The sequence below is a fragment of the Alitiscatomonas aceti genome (assembly GCF_025567195.1).
GTDB lineage: Bacteria > Bacillota > Clostridia > Lachnospirales > Lachnospiraceae > Alitiscatomonas > Alitiscatomonas aceti.
Genome location: NZ_JAOQJF010000044.1, coordinates 1 through 18,243 on the forward strand (window position 1 = coordinate 1; position 18,243 = coordinate 18,243).

General features: G+C 53.1%; 13 protein-coding genes. 1 reads left to right on the forward strand and 12 read right to left on the reverse strand.

All coding sequences use genetic code 11. The features are described 5' to 3' along the window. From ltrA to OCV69_RS15015, 8 genes are all read right to left on the reverse strand, one after another. The coding region (gene ltrA / locus OCV69_RS14980) for a group II intron reverse transcriptase/maturase (RefSeq protein WP_262563206.1) at positions 1-1,381 on the reverse strand (1,381 nt) is incomplete at its 3' end. Between the two features lie 451 nt (positions 1,382-1,832). Continuing rightward, entirely contained in the window at positions 1,833-3,689 is a 1,857-nt protein-coding gene (locus OCV69_RS14985; RefSeq protein ID WP_158360155.1) for an LCP family protein, read from the reverse strand. A gap of 14 nt (positions 3,690-3,703) precedes the next feature. Next, entirely contained in the window at positions 3,704-5,122 is a 1,419-nt protein-coding gene (locus tag OCV69_RS14990) for an undecaprenyl-phosphate glucose phosphotransferase (protein WP_158360154.1), read from the reverse strand. Between the two features lie 119 nt (positions 5,123-5,241). After that, on the reverse strand, positions 5,242-6,225 hold the full coding sequence (locus OCV69_RS14995) for a glycosyltransferase family 2 protein (RefSeq protein WP_158360153.1): 984 nt from the start codon (positions 6,223-6,225) through the stop codon (positions 5,242-5,244). A 37-nt stretch (positions 6,226-6,262) separates the two neighbouring features. Beyond that, positions 6,263-8,464, reverse strand: a complete 2,202-nt coding sequence (locus tag OCV69_RS15000; RefSeq protein WP_158360152.1) for a glycosyltransferase family 2 protein — start codon at positions 8,462-8,464, stop codon at positions 6,263-6,265. Between the two features lies 1 nt (position 8,465). Further along, positions 8,466-9,434: a glycosyltransferase family 2 protein gene (locus OCV69_RS15005; protein ID WP_022273908.1), complete on the reverse strand. Its 969-nt coding sequence runs from the start codon at positions 9,432-9,434 to the stop codon at positions 8,466-8,468. 91 nt (positions 9,435-9,525) lie between these two features. Next, on the reverse strand, positions 9,526-10,473 hold the full coding sequence (locus tag OCV69_RS15010) for an NAD-dependent epimerase/dehydratase family protein (RefSeq protein WP_158360151.1): 948 nt from the start codon (positions 10,471-10,473) through the stop codon (positions 9,526-9,528). 20 nt (positions 10,474-10,493) lie between these two features. Beyond that, positions 10,494-12,470: a thiamine pyrophosphate-binding protein gene (locus OCV69_RS15015; RefSeq protein WP_158360150.1), complete on the reverse strand. Its 1,977-nt coding sequence runs from the start codon at positions 12,468-12,470 to the stop codon at positions 10,494-10,496. A 393-nt stretch (positions 12,471-12,863) separates the two neighbouring features. Here OCV69_RS15015 and OCV69_RS15020 point away from each other — a divergent pair, with 393 nt between their 5' ends. After that, complete coding sequence (locus OCV69_RS15020; protein ID WP_158360149.1) at positions 12,864-14,207, forward strand: PspC-like choline-binding domain-containing protein; 1,344 nt, start codon at positions 12,864-12,866, stop codon at positions 14,205-14,207. Between the two features lie 60 nt (positions 14,208-14,267). On the opposite strand, the gene OCV69_RS15025 is transcribed toward OCV69_RS15020, so the two are convergent. The 4 genes from OCV69_RS15025 to OCV69_RS15040 all read right to left on the reverse strand — a co-directional run bounded on the left by OCV69_RS15025 (position 14,268) and on the right by OCV69_RS15040 (position 18,076). Beyond that, complete coding sequence (locus tag OCV69_RS15025) at positions 14,268-14,414, reverse strand: hypothetical protein (RefSeq protein WP_022273904.1); 147 nt, start codon at positions 14,412-14,414, stop codon at positions 14,268-14,270. 115 nt (positions 14,415-14,529) lie between these two features. Continuing rightward, entirely contained in the window at positions 14,530-15,321 is a 792-nt protein-coding gene (locus tag OCV69_RS15030) for an HAD-IIB family hydrolase (RefSeq protein ID WP_158360148.1), read from the reverse strand. 20 nt (positions 15,322-15,341) lie between these two features. Then, a complete protein-coding gene (tig, locus tag OCV69_RS15035) occupies positions 15,342-16,517 on the reverse strand; it encodes a trigger factor (RefSeq protein ID WP_022273902.1) in 1,176 nt (391 codons plus the stop codon). A gap of 167 nt (positions 16,518-16,684) precedes the next feature. Next, entirely contained in the window at positions 16,685-18,076 is a 1,392-nt protein-coding gene (locus tag OCV69_RS15040; RefSeq protein ID WP_158360147.1) for an aminopeptidase, read from the reverse strand. Positions 18,077-18,243 lie beyond the last annotated feature (167 nt).

The window sequence follows — 18,243 nt, forward strand, 5'->3', positions numbered from 1 at the left end:
TATCGTACACCATACGAAGCCCGGATGGCAGCGTAACTGATTCATGATATTTTTTAGCCACAAGTGTTACAAAAATGCTTGACCACAACAAGGCAAGTTCCTTTGCTTTCCAATGTTCCATTCCCAATGCTTTCAGCATTCGATACTTTGTTTTAATTTTCTTCCATTGTTTCCAATAGACTGCTCGAATCCTACGCCTTGCCCATTCGTCCGTTGTTCTGAGAAGTTCTTTCATATCTGCAAGTCTAAAGTATTCCACCCATCCTCGCACATACTCCTGGTATTTCCTTTCTCGTTCTGCATTACTAATGCCTTTATTTCTATCAGTAAGCTCTCTGATTTTATTTCTCATCTTGATTACCGATTTTTGATGTACTCTGAATCTGCATTTGCCTTTGTATCTATAAAAGGTATAACCGAGATACTTGACTTTACTGATATGAGCCACCTCTGTTTTCTTCCTATTTACCTTTAGGAAAAGTTTTCCTTCAATAAACGGTATGATATTTTTCAAGGTTCTTTCTGCACTCTTTCTGCTCTTACAGAAAATCATACAATCATCTGCATAACGGACAAATCTATGTCCTCTACGCTCAAGTTCCTTGTCCAACTCATTTAGCATTATGTTACTAAGCAACGGACTCAATGGTCCACCTTGGGGCATTCCGATTTCTGTACGCTCAAACTTCCCGTTTGCTATAACTCCCGCATTCAGGTATTTGTGTATCAATGAAATCACTCTGCCGTCTTTGATGGTTCGTGACAACACCTCGATTAACTTACTCTGACATACGGTATCAAAGAACTTTTCTAAGTCCATATCCACTACATATACATAGCCGTCATTTACGTTCTTTTGGCATTGTCTTAGGGCATCGTGTGCCCCTCTTTTCGGTCTGAAACCAAAACTGTTCTCTGAGAACTGCTCCTCAAAGATTGGCGAGAGTTCCTGTGCGATTGCCTGTTGAATCACTCTATCGACAACCGTAGGTACTCCCAGCTTTCTGTACTCGCCTTTTGTCTCTTTGGGTATTTCTACCCTTCGAACTGGGTTGGGTTTATATTTCCCTCCCCTTATCTCTTGGATTAAGGTTTCTTGGTTTTCTCTAAGGAAGGGCAGAAGTTCATCCACCTGCATACCATCGATTCCGCCTTTGCCTCTGTTTCTTTTGACTTGCTTATAGGCATTGTTAAGATTATCTTTCCGCAAAATCAATTCCAAAAGATTGTTCGTCCAATAGTCTGTGATGACACCGCTCTTTTCAGTAATCTTAGAGTAGTCGAACACTTCTGCATACTCTCTCTGTTCCGCAGGTACCATTTGCAGATAGTCCTCTATATGAAGTTGTCTGTTCTTAAATCTACTTTCAGTTACATTCATTGCTTGTGCCTCCTAAAGTTCAGCCCTTCGCCGATGTTTGCAACCATCGGTTTACTATGGCTTCTGCTGACTTCTCGCCATTCGTTGTTACTGACGGATTTCATACTCTGTTTCCATCCGCTGACGAGACCTCCCTTGGTACCACACGTCACTTTCTCTCCATATATCTGCCACATATACTATAGTTAATTCCGAGTAGTTATTGGACTTTAGTTTGTTGTGCAACCTTATCCTTAACTATAGCCTCATGTGATTTCTGTTCGTCAGACCAGAGATTTGCCTCCACCTTCCTTCAGATTCGCAGTCACCCACGACACCCTTGGTCTTGGCTGTATCCTTCCCACTACTAGGGCAGATTAGGGACTTTCACCCATTAGCGACGTGCGCCGCAAGGCGCACACAAAAAAAGCGCCCCCGGATCCCTCCGGGAAGCGCTTTTTCCATATTTATCTTACTGTCCGGACGGCCCGCCCGTGTTTCCCTGGGGCAGGGTCATGTCCGCCGGAGACGACGGGGCGGCCTGGGAAGGCTCGTTCCCCCTGGTGGGCGATACGATGATCACCGACGTGTTGTTTTCCGTGCTCTGGACCGTGGCCTCGCCAGCCGGTCCTCCTCCCGCCGGGGAAGAGGGCTGTGAAGGCTCGCGGCCTGCCGTGGTAGCCTCGGTCACAGACTCACTTTCAAAGCCCGGACCATAATTTTCACTGGGCCTTGTGACGTCCAGAGGACTCTGGGGACGGCTGGGCTCTTCCGGAAGGCTGCCGGTGGATTCATGGGCCGGACCCGACGGACGCACCGGGTTTCCTTCACTGTCCGTGGCCTGGCTCTCCCAGCCTCCGGCGTGCATACCAGACTCACCGGAGGAGCCGGATTCACCCTCAGAGGACTCCAGCGTCTCTCCTTCAGAGGTCTCTCCCTCTGAGCCTGAGCTGCTTTCTGCGCTCTCATCTGCGGTGCTGCTCTCTGCGCTTTCCGTCTCGGGAGCCGCCGTGGTGGTGGGCTTGGGAACGTATCCCTTATCTGTGGCCACGTGGCCGATCTCCTCGCCTGCTTTATGAAGGCCGCTGACATCGGAGATCTTCTTGCTGATGGTCTGGACCGTACTGGAGGGCGTATAGTCCTCCTCGCCGAATAAGAAGCTGTGGAGGCTGGTCACATTGCTCACCAGAGTCTGGGGGATCACGCAGGCCAGACGGTTCTTTCCGATCTTCACCCGCTCCTCTCCCCTGGCCGCCGGGAAGCCCATGGTCTCGCCCAGGTGGTATTTGGTCACATTCTTCACCATAGCGAGAACGTCATTGGTCTCAATATTCGTCTCGCACATGGCCGCCATGTTGCCCACAAGGCTGTTTAAGGTAGCCAGATCTGACTTTACAGCCTTCTCAAAGGCCTTCTGGATCACCAGGCGCTGACGCTCTGTACGGGCGTAGTCGCTGTCCATGAGACGGAGACGGCCGTAAGCCACGGCCTGGACGCCGTCCATATGGTGCATACCCGGCTTCTTGATCTGTACGGAACCGATGCCGGTACCCTTTACAGTCTCTGTAATGAAGGCGTTGATATAGTAGTGCTCAGCCTTGCTGATCTCAATGTCCACGCCGCCCAGGATATTGATCCCTGTGGCCACGGCCTTCCAGTTAAAGGTCACATACTGAGTGATATTCAGATCCAGGTTTTTATTGATGGCCTTGATGGCCTGCTGGGGGCCGCCCTCGGCGTAGGCCGCGTTGATCTTATTATATACGTTCCTGTCGTTGATGTTCAGATACGTATCCCTGTATACGGACACCAGCTTGATCTCTCCGGTCTTCCGGTCAATGTTGGCGATCATGATCACATCCGACTGGTTTCCCTTGCCGGTGGAATTGTCCCTGGAGTCCACGCCGAAGATGGCGATGGTCCAGAAGCCCTCCTCCATCTTGTCCCTGGTCTCCTGGGAAAGCTCCAGGTTTGTCACATCCGACTTATCGAAGTCGCTCTTGTTGGCGATGTCCATATGGTGGTCCAGATAGGCGTAGGCCGCGCCCAGGATCACGGCGACCAGCGCCAGGATCCCCACAAGGACCCCGATGATGATCTTTTTCTTCTGGGAATTTTTCCGCCGTCTGTGGCTGTTATGGCCGTGGCTGCTGTGGCTGTGGCCCGGTCCTGCGGAGGCCGCCCGGCTCCTGCTGGCCCGGCTTCCCGGCTCCGCAGTGGCGCTCCAGAGATCCGCAGAGCTTCCTCTGGACTCCCTTTCGTGTACCGTGCTTTCACGCCTCCGGCTCTTTCTTGCCCGGGAGCGCTCTAATTCGTCTTCATAATTCATTTTTCTGTCCTCGTTTAATATGCGTTTTTATTGATAAATCCCTTAAATACCGTTAAAAACATGATCTTGAAATCAAAACCCAGGGTCCAGTTTTCGATATAGTAGAGATCGTGCTCGATCCTTTTGATGATCGACGTATCCCCCCGGTATCCGTTGACCTGGGCCCAGCCCGTAAGACCGGGACGTACCTGGTGCTTGATCATGTATCTGGGGATTTCCTCCTTAAATTTCTCAACAAAAAACGGCCGTTCCGGTCTGGGGCCCACAAGACTCATATCTCCCATAAGGATATTAAAAAACTGGGGAGTCTCATCGATGCTTGTCCTCCGGATGATCTTTCCGACTGTGGTTACCCGGGAATCCCCCGGAGTTGTCCAGCGGCTTTTTTCCTTGCCTGGATCCTGGACGGTCATGGAACGGAACTTGTACATCTTAAAGGGCCGGTTATGGAGCCCCACCCGTTCCTGACAGAAAATAATGGGCCCCGGCGACGTGAGCTTGATGGCAATGGCTGTCACCAGCATGATGGGGGAAAACAGGATGATCCCCACCAGGGAGCCGAAAATATCCACCGCCCGCTTCACCATGGCGTTGGGAAGGCTGTTTAAGGGCACATGGCGGATGTGGATGATCGGAAGACCCTGGAGGTCTTCCATATAGGGGATCGTGGGAATGATATTCCCGTAATCCGGGATAAATTTCGTGTGGACCCCGGCCTTTTCACATAGGGCCACGATCCGTCTGAGCTTTTCGTATTCTCCCAGGCTCAGGGTAATGGCGATCTCATCCAGGGAGTTCTGCTCCAGGATATACTCCAGATCGTCGATGGTACCTATGATCTTCACGCCGTCGTACTGGCTGCCCCGTTCCCGGTTGTCATCCAGGATCCCGCGGATGTTGTAGCCCCACTGGGGATTGGACTTTACCCGGTCCACAAAGCCCTCGGCCGCACCGGAATATCCCACCAGAAGGATGTGCTTCTGGTTATAGCCCCTGGTCCGCATGGACCGGAGCACCATACGGATCGCATTGCGCTCCGCAGTGATCAGCAGAACATTGATCCCATAAAAATAGACGACCAGACGCTGGGAAAAGTTGAACAGATGCGGCTCTTTTCTTCCAAAATACAGCACCAGTCCAAAGATCAGAAGACCAATGGTGTTGGCCTTTAAGATCTTTCCGAATTCATTTCTCCGTCCCAGGACCCGTTTGGGGGCGTAAAGATTAAAGAATGAATATAAAAGCAGATAACCTGGGACGATCACAATGAGCGCGCCCAGGTAAAATTCCATCTCCAGGGTCTTCTTTCCCAGCTGCCTTGCCCATCCGCTTCCGATGACGATGTACCATGCCAGAAGGTAGGAAACCACCGTCACCAGTGCGTCCAGGACCACATGCAGCCGGTTCAGGCCCGACTGATTATCCTTGATCATATTGTTCACCGATCCCTGTAATCACATGACTGCCCCGCAATTATCAACAGTATAGCATGAACGGGGAGCCATTTCCTATAAACGATTTCTTAAGAATGTCTAAGATTTTTGGAAAAACGTCATTTTCTTTTGGCTGCCTGACGTCTGAGGAACTCGTAAACGTAAAGCCCGGTGCCGCAGATCATCTCAAACTGGACCTTAAGCTCCGCACCAAAACGCTTCAAAAGCCCCGGCACCCGGCAGCATTGTTTTCTGGTACGGATCCCTTCCTTCAGACCGGAAACATAATCCCCGCCAAATCCGTTTTTCACAAAAAACAGATATTTCACGAAAATTCCAGCCAGCAGGAACGGCGCATTTAAGAGGATCTGCCAGCCCGGCATATTTTTATAATTTAAATAGATGCAGTTTCTGGCCGCCAGGCGGACCTTAAAGGAATTATATCTGGAGCCGCTGGTACCGCTGCCCACATGATATACTGCTGCATCCGGACAGTAAACGTTGTCATAGCCGTAGAGCTTTGCCCTCCAGCCCACGTCGATATCTTCCAGGTAGGCAAAATGCAGCTCGTCAAAGAGGCCGATCTCATCAAACACAGCACGGCGGTAAATGGCCGCTCCGGCACAGGCGCTGAAGACCCGGCAGGACTTCTGGTAAAGGTTTACAGAACGGCCCACACCTCTCTGATACGCCCAGCCCAGGATACTGTACATGTCTCCGGCATCGTCCAGAAGCTCCGGATGATACATCTGGATCATCCGGCTGCTAACGGAAAAGATCTTCGGCGACTGGTCCATGGCCCGCTCCATGGCCGCCACAAATCCCGGCTCCACCCGGGTATCGTTGTTCAAAAGAAGCACATAGGGCGTGTCCGCCGCCCGGATCCCCGTATTGACTGCGCCGGAAAACCCTGTATTTTCCTTAAGGAAAATCGACGGGACCCGGTGCTCCTTAAGCCACTCCACACTGCCGTCTGTGGAACCGTTGTCCACCACCAGGACCTTGAAGTCCCTGACGATCTGCTCCTTTAAGGACTCAAAGCACGGTTCCATGAAGGAAAGCCCGTTGTAATTGGGAATGATGATGGTTGTCTTTATCTCCATATTGTCCTTTCTGTCCGCTGGTCTCCAAAAATTCCCGCTACTCTGCGGATTCCGGCAGCTCCAGCTTATACGGCTCTCCGATCTTCTCCTTTTTCAGATCCCGCAGGGAAAAATCAGATTTCCGCAGGGTCAGATTGGGATTATAGTACGGATCCCCGTTTTTCAGGATCTCCGGCCATCTCCTGGCAAAGACGGCCACCTCCCGGTTGAATCTGGCCACCTTCTCCGGCGTATCCTCCAGGCCCCGGGACTTGGACTCGTAATGGTGCAGCACCGCGTAGGGAGCGTATACCACCAGCTTTCCCTGTTCCCGCACCTTCATGCAGTAATCGATATCATTGAAGGCCACAGCCAGCTCCTCGGTAAAGCCTCCCACCGCCTCAAACACTGATTTTTTACTCATCATACAGGCCGCGGTGACGGCGCTGTAATCCTGGGCGCACATGGCCCGGTGGAAATAGCTGTTCTCTGCCTTGTGGAGGCCGATGAAGGTATGGCCGGCGATGCCGCCGAAGCCGATGACCACGCCGGCGTGCTGGATCGTGTCGTCCTCATAAAGGAGTCTGGCTCCCACGATCCCCACGTCATCCCGCTGGCAGAAGCCCAGCATCTCCTCCACAAAGTTCTCTGCGATCATCCCGATGTCGTTGTTCATGAACAGGAGGTATTCTCCCTTTGCAAAGGCCACGCCGAAATTGTTGATGGCGGAATAGTTGAACTCCCGCTCCCAGCGCACCACATGGACATTGGAAAACTCCTTCTGGATCTCCTCATAATACTGGAAGGTCTCCGGCTCTGTGCTGTTATTTTCCACCACGATAAACTCCAGGTTCTTATACGTCCCCTTCTGGAGCATGGGACGGATACAGGCGTCCAGGTCTGCCCGGTGATCCTTATTGGGGATGATCACCGATACCAGGGGCTCTCCGTCCAGCTGGAACGTGGTGTGATAGATCCCGTAATCCACACCCTTTTCTACCTTTTCCGCTTTTATCCCCATCCGCTCATAATGGGCCATGATGGCGCGGGCTCCGGCCTCAAAGGCATAGAGCTTGCTCTCCGGGTTGCTGGCTGTGGAATCCTGGTGACAGCGCCAGTGGTATAAGACCATGGGGATGTGGACGATCCGCTCTGCCTGCTCCGTACAGCGGAAAATGAAATCATAATCCTGGGCCCCGTCAAACTCCTGGCGGAAGCCCCCGGTCTTTTCCACCAGTTCCCTCTTTGCCAAGAACAGGTGGCAGATATAGTTGACGCTGGTTAAAAGGTCCGGGTTGAAATCCGGCTTGAAATGGGGATCGAACAAGGCCCCGCCGTCCATATCCAGCTTGTCCTCGTCGGAATAGAGCACATCTGCCCCTGGATTTTCGTTCACCGCCTTCGCACACTCATACAGGGCGTTTTCTGTTACGATATCGTCATGGTCCGCCAGGACGATGTAATCTCCCTCTGCCATCTCCAGGGCCGCGTTGGTGTTTCCGGAGATGCCCAGGTTCTCTCCCAGGACCTGATACCGGATCCGGGAGTCCTTCCTGGCATATGCCTTTAAGATCCGCTCCACGCTCTCTCCGGCCGGACTTCCGTCGGCGATGCAGAGCTCCCAGTTTCCATAGGTCTGGGCCAGGATGGAGTCCAGCATTTCCTTCAGATATTTTTCCGGAGTCTTATAAACGGGGATCACAATGGAAAACTTCGGCATATACGGGAATACGGCCTTCCGCTGGGCCTCCAGCTCCTCTGCTGAGGGCTTTGTCAGCTCCTGCCACTCGCTGTAATCATAATCGCTGTCGATCCCCTGGAGCTTATGCTTTGATTTCACGATCAGGGCCTTTAATCCGTTTTCCTTAAAGAAATCCCAGGCCACATGGACCGTTTCCATGTTCATCAGATCCAGGATCTTCTGGCGTCTCTTGTGGGCCACGCTGGAGCGCTTTGCGATCAGCTCCTCGTTATACCTTACCCGGGCCTTCCTTCCGTCGCCGCTGATGACCAGATAATAGTCCCGTCCTCTCTCATAGGGAAACTGGATGTCAAAGCCCAGGTCCTGGTCCACGGTCTTTTTAAAGTAGATCTGGCTCACGTCGTCCCGCCTGGTGGACACGTATTTGAAATCCAGGGGCCTGTGGTCCCCGTCCTCTACCTCATATGTGATCTTCGATTCCGGCGTTTTTCCTATGGCCCATCCGTTGAGCTGGATGGCGTTCTCGCGGATACGCACCACGTCTACGCTATATTTCATATTACTCCTCTGATCCTGCTTCCCCGTCCTGTCCGCCGCCGAAGTTGATCCGCTCCTCCTCGATCACCAGAGGACGGTGCATGACGCGGGTGTTGATGCTCATGATATATTCGCCCAGAAGGCCAATGAAAAAGATCTGTACCGATCCCAGGAAGCACACGCCGATGAGAAGCGGCGCCATGCCGGCAGCAAAACGATCCCAGTATAACAGCTTCATCACCAGGTAGATGATGCCGATAACGAAGCTTGCAGCCGCACAGAACCCGCCAAAGAACGTCGCCAGCCGCAGCCCTGCCTTCGTATAAGAAGTGAAGCTCAGCATGGCCGCATCAAACAGGCGGTAAAAATTGTTATGGGTCTTTCCGGCCCGGCGCTTCGGCTGTTCGTAGGGGATCTCCTTCCGCTTAAAGCCCAGCTCCGCCACGATGCCGCGCAAAAACGGCGTCGGGTCGTCCAGGTTCCTTAACACCTCAATGAACTGGCGGTCGTAAAGGCCGGAGCCGGTGAAGTGCTCGATCTGCTCCACGTCAGAAAGACGGCGGATCAGCTTATAGTAGCAGCTCCTGAGCCAGTACATGAACGGATTTTCCTTGCTGCTGGTCTTGATGCCGATGACGATCTTATAGCCGTTCTCCCACTCATGGACATACTGGGGGATCAGCTCCACCGGATCCTGGAAGTCGGCCACCATGGAGATCACGCAGTCGCCTGTCACCTGGAGGATCCCATAATACGGCGAATTGAACTGACCGAAATTCCGGGCATTGAAAATAGCCTTGATCTTCGGGTTCTTTTTGCACAGCTCCCGCAGAAGAGGTCTTGTGCTGTCCGTGGAGTCGTTGTCAATGAACACCAGCTCATAGTCGTACATGGGAAGTTCGCGGGTAATGATGTCGATGACGGCATCGCTGATGGGTCCCACGTTTTCTTCTTCGTTGTAGCATGGGATCAATACGCTGATTTTTTTCATTTTGTGTCTGTCTCTTTCTTTTACTCGGCGTTTCGCCGTTTAGTACCTTTAGCTTTTATCATTGTATCCAAAAAAAAGGATTTGTCAATATTTATCGGCTTTCCAGGGTCTTTTTTATCCCTTCTCCAAAGGCCGTCTCCGGTTTCCAGCCGGTGATCCGGCAGATCTTTCCAATATCCGGGATCAGATTAACGGCCCCTTCGGCGTTCTCCTTCCTGTCTCCGTACAGGCAGTTTCCGCCTCCTTTGCAGAGCCTGTGGATCTCCTCCACGAACTCTTTTAATGGCCTGGTATCGTCCCCGGCCACGTTAAAGACCGGATTTCCGAGTCCCTCAAAGGCCGCTTCCGGCGTCTCCAAAAGCGCCCGCACCGCCTTTGCCAGATCGGTAATGTAAATAAAATTCCATTTCTGGGTGCAGGCCCCCAGAGAAAGGGCCGCATTTCCAGTAAAGGCGTCCAGGCAGGATTCCACCAGCGTCCACGGATGGTCGCCAGGACCGTAGGCACTGAAGATCCTAAGGTGGATATAGCGCATCCCCAGTTCCTTACAGAGCGCCTCTCCCTGTCTCCGCATCCGGAGCTTGGCTTCTCCATAGGCCGATCTGGGCGCGCATTCCGTTTCCTCCGTCATCCTGGTCTGATGCATTCCGTACTCCGCCTGGGAGCCGGAAAACAGGAACCGCCGGCAGCCCAGCGCCTTTGCAGCCCGGACCGTATTCAGGGAGGCCCGCAGATTTTCCTCCTGGAGCTGCTCCCCAGTCCTGGCCCCGCTTCCGGATCCGCCCCAGCCAAAATGACAGAAGGCGTCGCAGGAGCCCTGGATCTTCTCTGTCAGAAGCTCCGGGGCGGAAAGGTCATTTTCCACAATGTGCAGACGCCCCTCCCTTAAGGCATTTTTCCCGGCTTCCTGGCCGGTCAGTGTCTCCAGCTTCCTGGAGGACGGACGGACCACGGCGTACACCTCATGGCCGTTTTCTAAAAGTTCCTGAATGGCAGCGGCGCCAACAAAACTTGTGGCGCCGGTGATAACGATTCTCATATACTTCTCCTAATGGGGCTTTACTGGGGCTTGATCATGGGAATGATCATGTTTTCTGCCAGTTCCTCTTCCGGAAGGAAGGGAGCCAGATCCTCCAGGGGTACGGAGACCATGGTTCCGTCCGGCAGCATCTTGGCCGCCGCCTTGGGTTCAAAGTTCTGCTCCATATCCACAAAGATCTCGCAGATCACAGGACCGTCCGTAGCCAGGGTCTGCTCCACGGCTTCTCCCAGCTGGGAATTGTGATGGGCGGCCACGTATGGATATCCGTATGCCCAGGCCAGCTTCTCCATGGACGGGAAGCTTAAGTCTCCGCTGTCCACGCCGATGCCCACCAACGGCTCATGGAAGTGGGTCTTCTGGGTCTGGCGGATGGAATGATAGCCGCCGTTGTTGATCAGGAAGATCTTAATGGGCAGATGATTGTGGATGATGGTCTGCAGCTCCTGCAGGTTCATCTGGATGCTGCCGTCGCCGGTCACCAGGATAATATCCTTTGTATGGTCTGCCAGACAGGCGCCGATGGCCGCCGGAAGGTCGTAGCCCATGGAAGCGATGGCAGAGTTGCTGATGAACCGCTGCCCCTTCTTCATCTCGTAGGCATGACCGCCCACCACGCAGGGGGAACCGTTTCCGACCACAGTGATCTGATCCTCCTCGGCTCTTCTGCTGATCTCCTTGATGGCGGCATAGATGTTGGCCGGCTTATCGTCTCCGGCTTCATAGTGCTTCGGAAGCACCACCGGATATTTCTCCTTCCACTGCTGGCATCGGGAGATCCACCAGTCCACAGCTTCCTTATCTTTGGGGCCTCCGTCTGCGGACACAGCCTCTACCTCCAGGACCATTTCCATCTTCTCCAGGAGATCCCTTACATCGGCATGGACCGGCATATCCACATGGACTGTGGGCTTCTTTAATTCCTCTGCATCGATATCATTATAGATCACATAGGCTTCCCGTGCCCAGGTCGGGTAATTGTAGCCCACCTGGCGGATGGAAAGACGGCTTCCCAGGGACAGGAGAAGATCACAGTTCTGTACGGCAAAGTTTCCGGGACGGTCGCCCATATGGCCCGCCCGGCCCACATAAAGGGGATGGGAGTCGTACATGCAGTCCAGGCTGTTCCAGCCGGTGACCACCGGGATCCCCAGCATTTCAACCACTCTCTGGAATACGTCAAAGGCCTTTCCGATACGGATGCCGTTTCCGGCATTGATCACAGGACGCTTGGCCTCTCTCACCTTTTTCACGATCTCTCTGGCCAGATCCAGGGATACGGACGGCGGAAGCAGCTCTCTCTTTTCACCTTTTCCAGTCTCGTCCTCGGGGATCATAGCAGGTTTTCCCTGGATCAGCTTTCCTGCACAGAGACCGCAGCCGTCGCAGCCGGAGCCATGGACGGACCAGCCGGTGCCGCCTGCCTCGTAATCGTTTTTATCAAAGCCTAAAAGCTCCTCTGTCTCCACATATGCTCCCTGGACGTTTAAGGGGATATCCAGCCAGCAGGGACCGGGTCTTCCGGTCTGGGCCAGATACAGGGCCTTTTCCAGGCAGAAGCGGATCCGCATGGGATCGATGACCATTTCACAATATTTTGTCATGCAGTCAATGGCCTTTGTGATCTCAAACTCCTGGTCTCCCAGTGCGCGGATCCCAAGGCCTGTGCTCCTGGCTGTGGTATCGTAGCGGACCTGTCCGGACAGGATCAGCATGGGGATGGAATCCAGCCAGCCGCCCACCACGCCGGTGATGGCGTTGGTCCCGCCTGGTCCTGTGGTCACGCAGACCGCAGCGATCTTATTGTGGATCCTGGCGTAGCATTCCGCCGCAATGGCACACGCCTGCTCATGGTGGTTAAAGGTGCAGTGGAGGCCCGGCTCATGGCCCAGGCCGTCGTCCAGATGCATGGCCCCGCCTCCGGTGACCATGAATACATCGGAAATCCCCTCATCCACCAGCTTCCTTGCAATGTAGTCGGAAACTTTCATTCTCATAAAAACGTATACTCCTCTCCAGCGCACTGCGCCTGTACATGATATACCTGTTCCTTCAGACACGTGGTACAATGTCTTCTTTTCCTTCAGACATTGTACTGCATCGGCACGATGCAGCACCCCTCCGGGGGATCTGTGCGCCCGGATTTCTGCGGCGAACGCAGAAACCGATATGCGCCGTGGTACAATGTCTTCTTTTCCTTCAGACATTGTACCACATCACTCCCGTCCAGTCCAGTCATTCATTGCAGGGGCTCCCGGTATCTGTCACAGACTGGCAGCTCTGCCAGCAACCCTCACTGGATTTCTCCCATAAACCGCTGTTATAATCACCGCGTAAGGAACAACCGCCCGCATTTTCTGGTGCGGACCACAAAAAGGAGAGAATCGATTATGAAAAAACAGACAAAATATTTTGCAGTTCTGTCTGCCGCTGCCATTATGGCCCTGACCCCTGCCTTTTCCGGCCTGGACCACACAGGCAGGGTACTGGCCGCTTCTTATGGCTGGACTGAGGAAAACGGCCAGCTGGCCTACTACGATGAGGACGGGTATCTCACCACGGATTCCTGGAGAAAGAACGGAGACGACTGGTATTATCTGGACGAGGAGGGCTCCATCGCCAGAAACCAGAAGATCGACGATTATTACGTGGGGGAAGACGGAAAAATGGTGAAAAACACCTGGGTGGAGCTCCAGAATGAGGACGAAATGGATTCCCCGGAAACTCCGGCTTCATATTGGTACTATTTTGATAAAAACGGAAAATCTGTTATTTCTAAATGGATAAAATTAAATGAAAATTGGTATTATTTCAACGAATCCGGCCACATGGCCACTGGTAAGACCGTCATCGACGGAGCCGTCTATTACCTGGGCGGTGAAACCGACGGACGCATGAAGACCGGCTGGGTGAAGCTGGAGGAAAACGCTTCCAGTCCCGGAGCCTCCGAAAGCTGGCATTATTTTAATTCCGATGGAAGGATGGTAGAAAACCAGTACGACAAAAAGATCGGCGACGACTATTATACCTTCATCGACGGGAAGATGCAGACGGGCTGGGTGAAGATGCCGAAAACAGAGGTTTCCACAGACAGCAACGCTGCATCCGCCTCCATTGCGGATTATCAGTATTATGGAAAGGACGGCGACGGAAAACGTGCCGAGGGATGGCGGATCACGGAAGGGATCCAGGGGATCCATCAGACAGACGAGACCTTTACCTTCTATTTTAAAGAAGGCCGCCCATATCACGCCTCCAGAAAAGGAAACGAGCTTTTTACGATCCAGGGAAAAAAATATGCGTTCAACGAGCTGGGTGAAATGCAGACTGGCCGCCAGGTCGTAAACCTGGAAGGAGACTCCATCGCCAACTTCTTCTTTGGCGACGACGGCGTCATGAAGACAGGAAAGCAGAATATCTATAATGAAGAAACTGGAGAGACCGAAAGCTGGCTCTTCCACACGGATGGTGAGAAAAAGGGCCAGGGCTACCACGGACTGAAGGACAACGTGCTCTATGTCTACGGAAAACGTCAGGACGCGCCTGCGGACCAGCGGTATGCTCCCGCAGACTTAAACGGAACCTCTTATCTTGTTAATACCACCGGAAATATCCAGAGAGCCTCCTCTTCCTCCACCTCCTCTGAAAAGCCGGAGCTGGGACGGGGGCATAAAGACTTCAAAGACGCCAACGGAAAGATCTGGGTCACCGATACCAACGGGATCATCCGCTGATCCGTTCCAGAAAGGGGCTGCTGCCATACAGGTCAGCGCCCCTTTTCCCATTTCAGTCATTCATCGTCTGGCTTCAACAATATAGCAGCTGATCAGCCGGTTCAGCGTGATCTGCATCTGTTTCAGGATGGCATGAAGCTTTTCGTTGTCTGCCCGGAGTTTTCTGTTCTCATACTCCAGGGCAGCAAGCCGTTCCTCCATTCTCATCGTCTGGCCCCCTTCGCATTCGTCATGTGCGCAAGCCTATCTTAATACATTTCTTTCATTAAGTGAAGGAAAATCGCTCGCAATTTTCGACATAAATTATATTTTTTTATTGAAATTAGACAATTTTAAGTTTCTCGAAAGCGAATGCAATTCCATCATCTTCCACATTTTTCGTGATAAAAGATGCATAGGGTTCCAGGATCCTGTCATGCTGCCCCATGATCACCGAATGTCCGGCATACTGGATCATAGCCAGATCGTTGGCGCTGTCTCCAAAGGCATAGGATTCCTCCCGGGGGATCCGGAAATACTTCAGGATAAATTCCATGGCCGTGGCCTTGTCATAGCCTGCGGGTACACATTCATAAAGCCCGCGTCCCCGGTCTATGTACGCCATATCCGGAGCCAGGGATCTTAAGAATCCGTCCACATCACTCTTTTCATCTGCCAGAACACAGAATTTATCAAACTCCGCCGCTTCCTTCTTCCAGTCCCACGGATGGACCACACCACTTTTTATAAATAGCTCCTTGACCCGCTCCATCTCCTCCAGACGGGAAACCTGGCTCTGTACGGCACAGCCCTCCGGCCCTTCCAGGATCCCATCCAGATCATGGGCCAGGATGCTCTTCTGGAGCTCCAGCCTCCGCTCTCTCCCGATCACATGGTGGAGGACCTTTTTCCCCTGGATCTCCAGGTAAGTACCGCAGCCGCAGAGGTAACCGTCCACCGGAAGAGCCGCCTCCACCTCCTGCATCAGGCACCGGGCCCGTCCAGAATTGATAAATACCAGATGGCCCGCCCGGCGCGCCTGGGCAATGACCCGGGCCGCGCTTTCCGGCAGTTCCTTTTTATGATCGCTCAGAAGCGTTCCGTCAATATCAAAAAATAAGGCTTTTCTTTTCATATGGTATCCGCATCCATTTCCTAAGGAGCCGTCGTCTCTGCTGCCTGGGATTCTGTATGGCCTTCCACAGTCTCCCCTGCCCCGGCAGGCGCTCCCTGTACGGCATTGTCGATCAGATAGTAATACGCGGCTCCCATCTGGAACAGACGGTTGGCAGACTCCTCCCCGTAGGTGGAGACCATCTCTTCGGCGTCGGCAAAATAATTCATCTGGGCCAGCTTATCCTTTTCCTCATCCGTAGCCTTGATCCCCTCGGCTTCAATAATGGCGTTGAGCACCATCTCCTGCTTCACCAGGTTCTCCGCAGTGGCCCGTAAGCCCGCCTTATCGGTCTGAAGGAACATACTTAAGAACTCCTCCAGCTCCATTCCATACTGGCCTGCATAGGCAGTGTATGTGGTCACAAGCTGGTCATACATATCGTCCACAGCGTCAGGATCGCAGGTGACCTTGGAATTTTCAATGGCCTGGTTTAAGAGCTCGCTTCCAGCCTCATTAAAGAAATTGCTCTCCGCCTGGTTTTCGAGGCCGCCATACACCTGGCTCCTTAACTGGTCCAGGGTAGCGTTCTCGTCGTCCATGGCTCTTTTTGCCAGAGCATCATCAATGGCGGTCTCCTCTGCGTTCTTAATGGCATTCAGGGTCACATGGAATACCACTTCCTGTCCGGCCAGATCTGCACTCTTATAATTTTCCGGGAATGTGAGGTTCAGGTCTTTTTCCTCTCCCACGTTCATTCCCACAACGCCGTCCTCAAAACCGTCGATGAAGGTGCCGCTTCCCAGGGCCAGGTCAAAGCCCTCCGCAGTCCCGCCGGAAAAGGCCTCGCCGTCCTTGGTCCCTACGTAGTCGATATTGGCCACATCGCCCAGTTTAGCTGCACGTCCGGTGACCTCCGCCGGATACTGTCCCTTCAGGTTTTCCAGCTCCGCCTCCAGGTCCTCGTCGGTCACTCCAGCCTTCACGGCCGTAAGGGTCAGACCCTTATAATTTCCCAGCTCCAGGCTGGCCTCATCGGTCAGCTCCTCCTCCGATTTTGTTTCACCAGAGGCAGTCCCGCTCTCCTGGCTTCCCGCCGTCTCTCCGGCCGCTGCCGCCGTTGTCTCTTTATCCGTACCTCCGCTCTTGCATCCAGACATGACCATGGCTGCCATGGCGATCACAAAACCGGCTGTTATAAGTTTTCTTTTTATCATTTTTCTCAATTCCTTTCATGGCTGTTCAGCCGATTTTACCATAAACAGAAAGGGAAATAAAGGGATTTCATAGAATTTTAAGATACACAGCTGAACTGCCGCATTCAGAAACAGATCCCCTCCCCAGAGGAAAAGAGTCGTCCTCGGGGAGGGGCATATGTCCCGTCTTATTTGTAGAATGCCTTAAATGCTTTATAAGTGTTGTAAACATCCAGCTTAGAGGCCAGCTCAAAGGGAGCGTGCATGGAAAGGATCGGAACTCCCAGATCCACCACGTCCACATCCATATGGGCCACAAACTGGGCGATGGTTCCGCCGCCTCCCACGTCCACGGCTCCCAGCTCGCCGGTCTGCCAGTATACGCCGTTTTCATCCATGATCTGGATCACCTTGGCCATGGTCTCGGCGCTGGCGTCGTTGCTGCCGGATTTTCCTCTGGCTCCTGTATATTTTGTGAGAACACAGCCCTTATTGATGGCGCTGGAGTTTCTCTCCTCGTATACGGAGGCAAAAGTGGGATCGTATGCCGCGTTCACGTCGGAGGACAGGCACAGGGACGCTCTTAAAACTGTTTTCAGATCTGCGCCGGCTGTCTGGCACAGATCCTCAATGATATGGAGCACGAAATCGGAATTGAGGCCAGTGTTTCCGGCAGAACCGATCTCCTCCTTGTCAGCCAGGATCGTCAGCGTCGTATGAGCCGGGGCCTTTGTCTCCGTTTCTGCCATCAGAGCCGTATAGGCGCAGACTCTGTCATCCTGTCCGTAAGCGCCCACCAGGCTCCTGTCCAGGCCCACATCCACAGCCTTGTAAGCCGGTACCATTTCGATCTCCGCTCTTGTAAAGTCTTTTTCTGTGATCCCGTACATTTCATTTAACAGCTTCATGGCCATAAGCTTTACGGGAGTCTTGATCTTCTCGTCATCCTCGCCCATGAACGGGATGGAGCCGACAATGATGTTTAACTCTTCGCCCTTTAAGCCCTCGCCCAGCTTTCTTCCATTCTGCTCAGAGGCCAGGTGGGGGAGAAGGTCTGTGATGCAGAACTGGGGCTCTCCTTCTTTTTCACCGATGGAGATCTCCACCATCTCGCCGTTCTTCTTTCCAACCACACCGTGCATAGCCAGCGGAGTGGCTCCCCACTGGTATTTGCGGATCCCGCCGTAGTAGTGAGGCTTTAAGTAGGCGATATCAGCCTGCTCAAACAGCGGATTGGGCTTTAAGTCCAGTCTGGGGGAATCGATGTGGGCGCCGTTCATTCTGAGGCCCTCCTCCATCCCCAGGGTTCCAAAGGTGGCTGCGGCCAGGGCTTTTTTCCGGTTGTTCCAGTATACCTTGTCTCCAGCCTTGTAGGAGGCCTTGGGATCAAATTCCCGGTAGCCGGCCTTTTCTAAAAGCTCCACTGCGGCCTTTACGCATTCTCTTTCAGTCTTTCCGGCGTTTAAGAACGCCTTATAGCCCTCACAGAAGGCGGAAGCCTCCTCTCTCTCTGCGGGAACCTCCTTTGCAATGTGGGGGGCTTCCCATAAAAGCTCTTTCTCTAAATCTTTTCCATTCATGATGCTCTCTCCTCTTTTCTCTTTATCTGGATCGTAACCTGTATGTTCTTATGGTCCGCACAAGCTGTGTGCAGACCCGCCAGACCGCTAGTCATGAACCACCAGTTCAACTGGTGGTTTGATTATGCCCCTATAAGGGGCCTATGCCTGCAACGCCTGAAAGGCGG

Bases quoted from the DNA above. Each gene is read 5' to 3' on its own strand.
- OCV69_RS14985 (WP_158360155.1), bottom strand. From the start codon at position 3,689: ATGAATTATGAAGACGAATTAGAGCGCTCCCGGGCAAGAAAGAGCCGG.
- OCV69_RS15030 (WP_158360148.1), bottom strand. From the start codon at position 15,321: ATGAAAAGAAAAGCCTTATTTTTTGATATTGACGGAACGCTTCTGAGC.
- tig (WP_022273902.1), bottom strand. From the start codon at position 16,517: ATGATAAAAAGAAAACTTATAACAGCCGGTTTTGTGATCGCCATGGCA.
- OCV69_RS15025 (WP_022273904.1), bottom strand. From the start codon at position 14,414: ATGAGAATGGAGGAACGGCTTGCTGCCCTGGAGTATGAGAACAGAAAA.
- OCV69_RS14990 (WP_158360154.1), bottom strand. From the start codon at position 5,122: ATGATCAAGGATAATCAGTCGGGCCTGAACCGGCTGCATGTGGTCCTG.
- OCV69_RS15010 (WP_158360151.1), bottom strand. From the start codon at position 10,473: ATGAGAATCGTTATCACCGGCGCCACAAGTTTTGTTGGCGCCGCTGCC.
- OCV69_RS15040 (WP_158360147.1), bottom strand. From the start codon at position 18,076: ATGAATGGAAAAGATTTAGAGAAAGAGCTTTTATGGGAAGCCCCCCAC.
- OCV69_RS15015 (WP_158360150.1), bottom strand. From the start codon at position 12,470: ATGAGAATGAAAGTTTCCGACTACATTGCAAGGAAGCTGGTGGATGAG.
- OCV69_RS15000 (WP_158360152.1), bottom strand. From the start codon at position 8,464: ATGAAATATAGCGTAGACGTGGTGCGTATCCGCGAGAACGCCATCCAG.
- OCV69_RS14995 (WP_158360153.1), bottom strand. From the start codon at position 6,225: ATGGAGATAAAGACAACCATCATCATTCCCAATTACAACGGGCTTTCC.
- OCV69_RS15020 (WP_158360149.1), top strand. From the start codon at position 12,864: ATGAAAAAACAGACAAAATATTTTGCAGTTCTGTCTGCCGCTGCCATT.
- OCV69_RS15005 (WP_022273908.1), bottom strand. From the start codon at position 9,434: ATGAAAAAAATCAGCGTATTGATCCCATGCTACAACGAAGAAGAAAAC.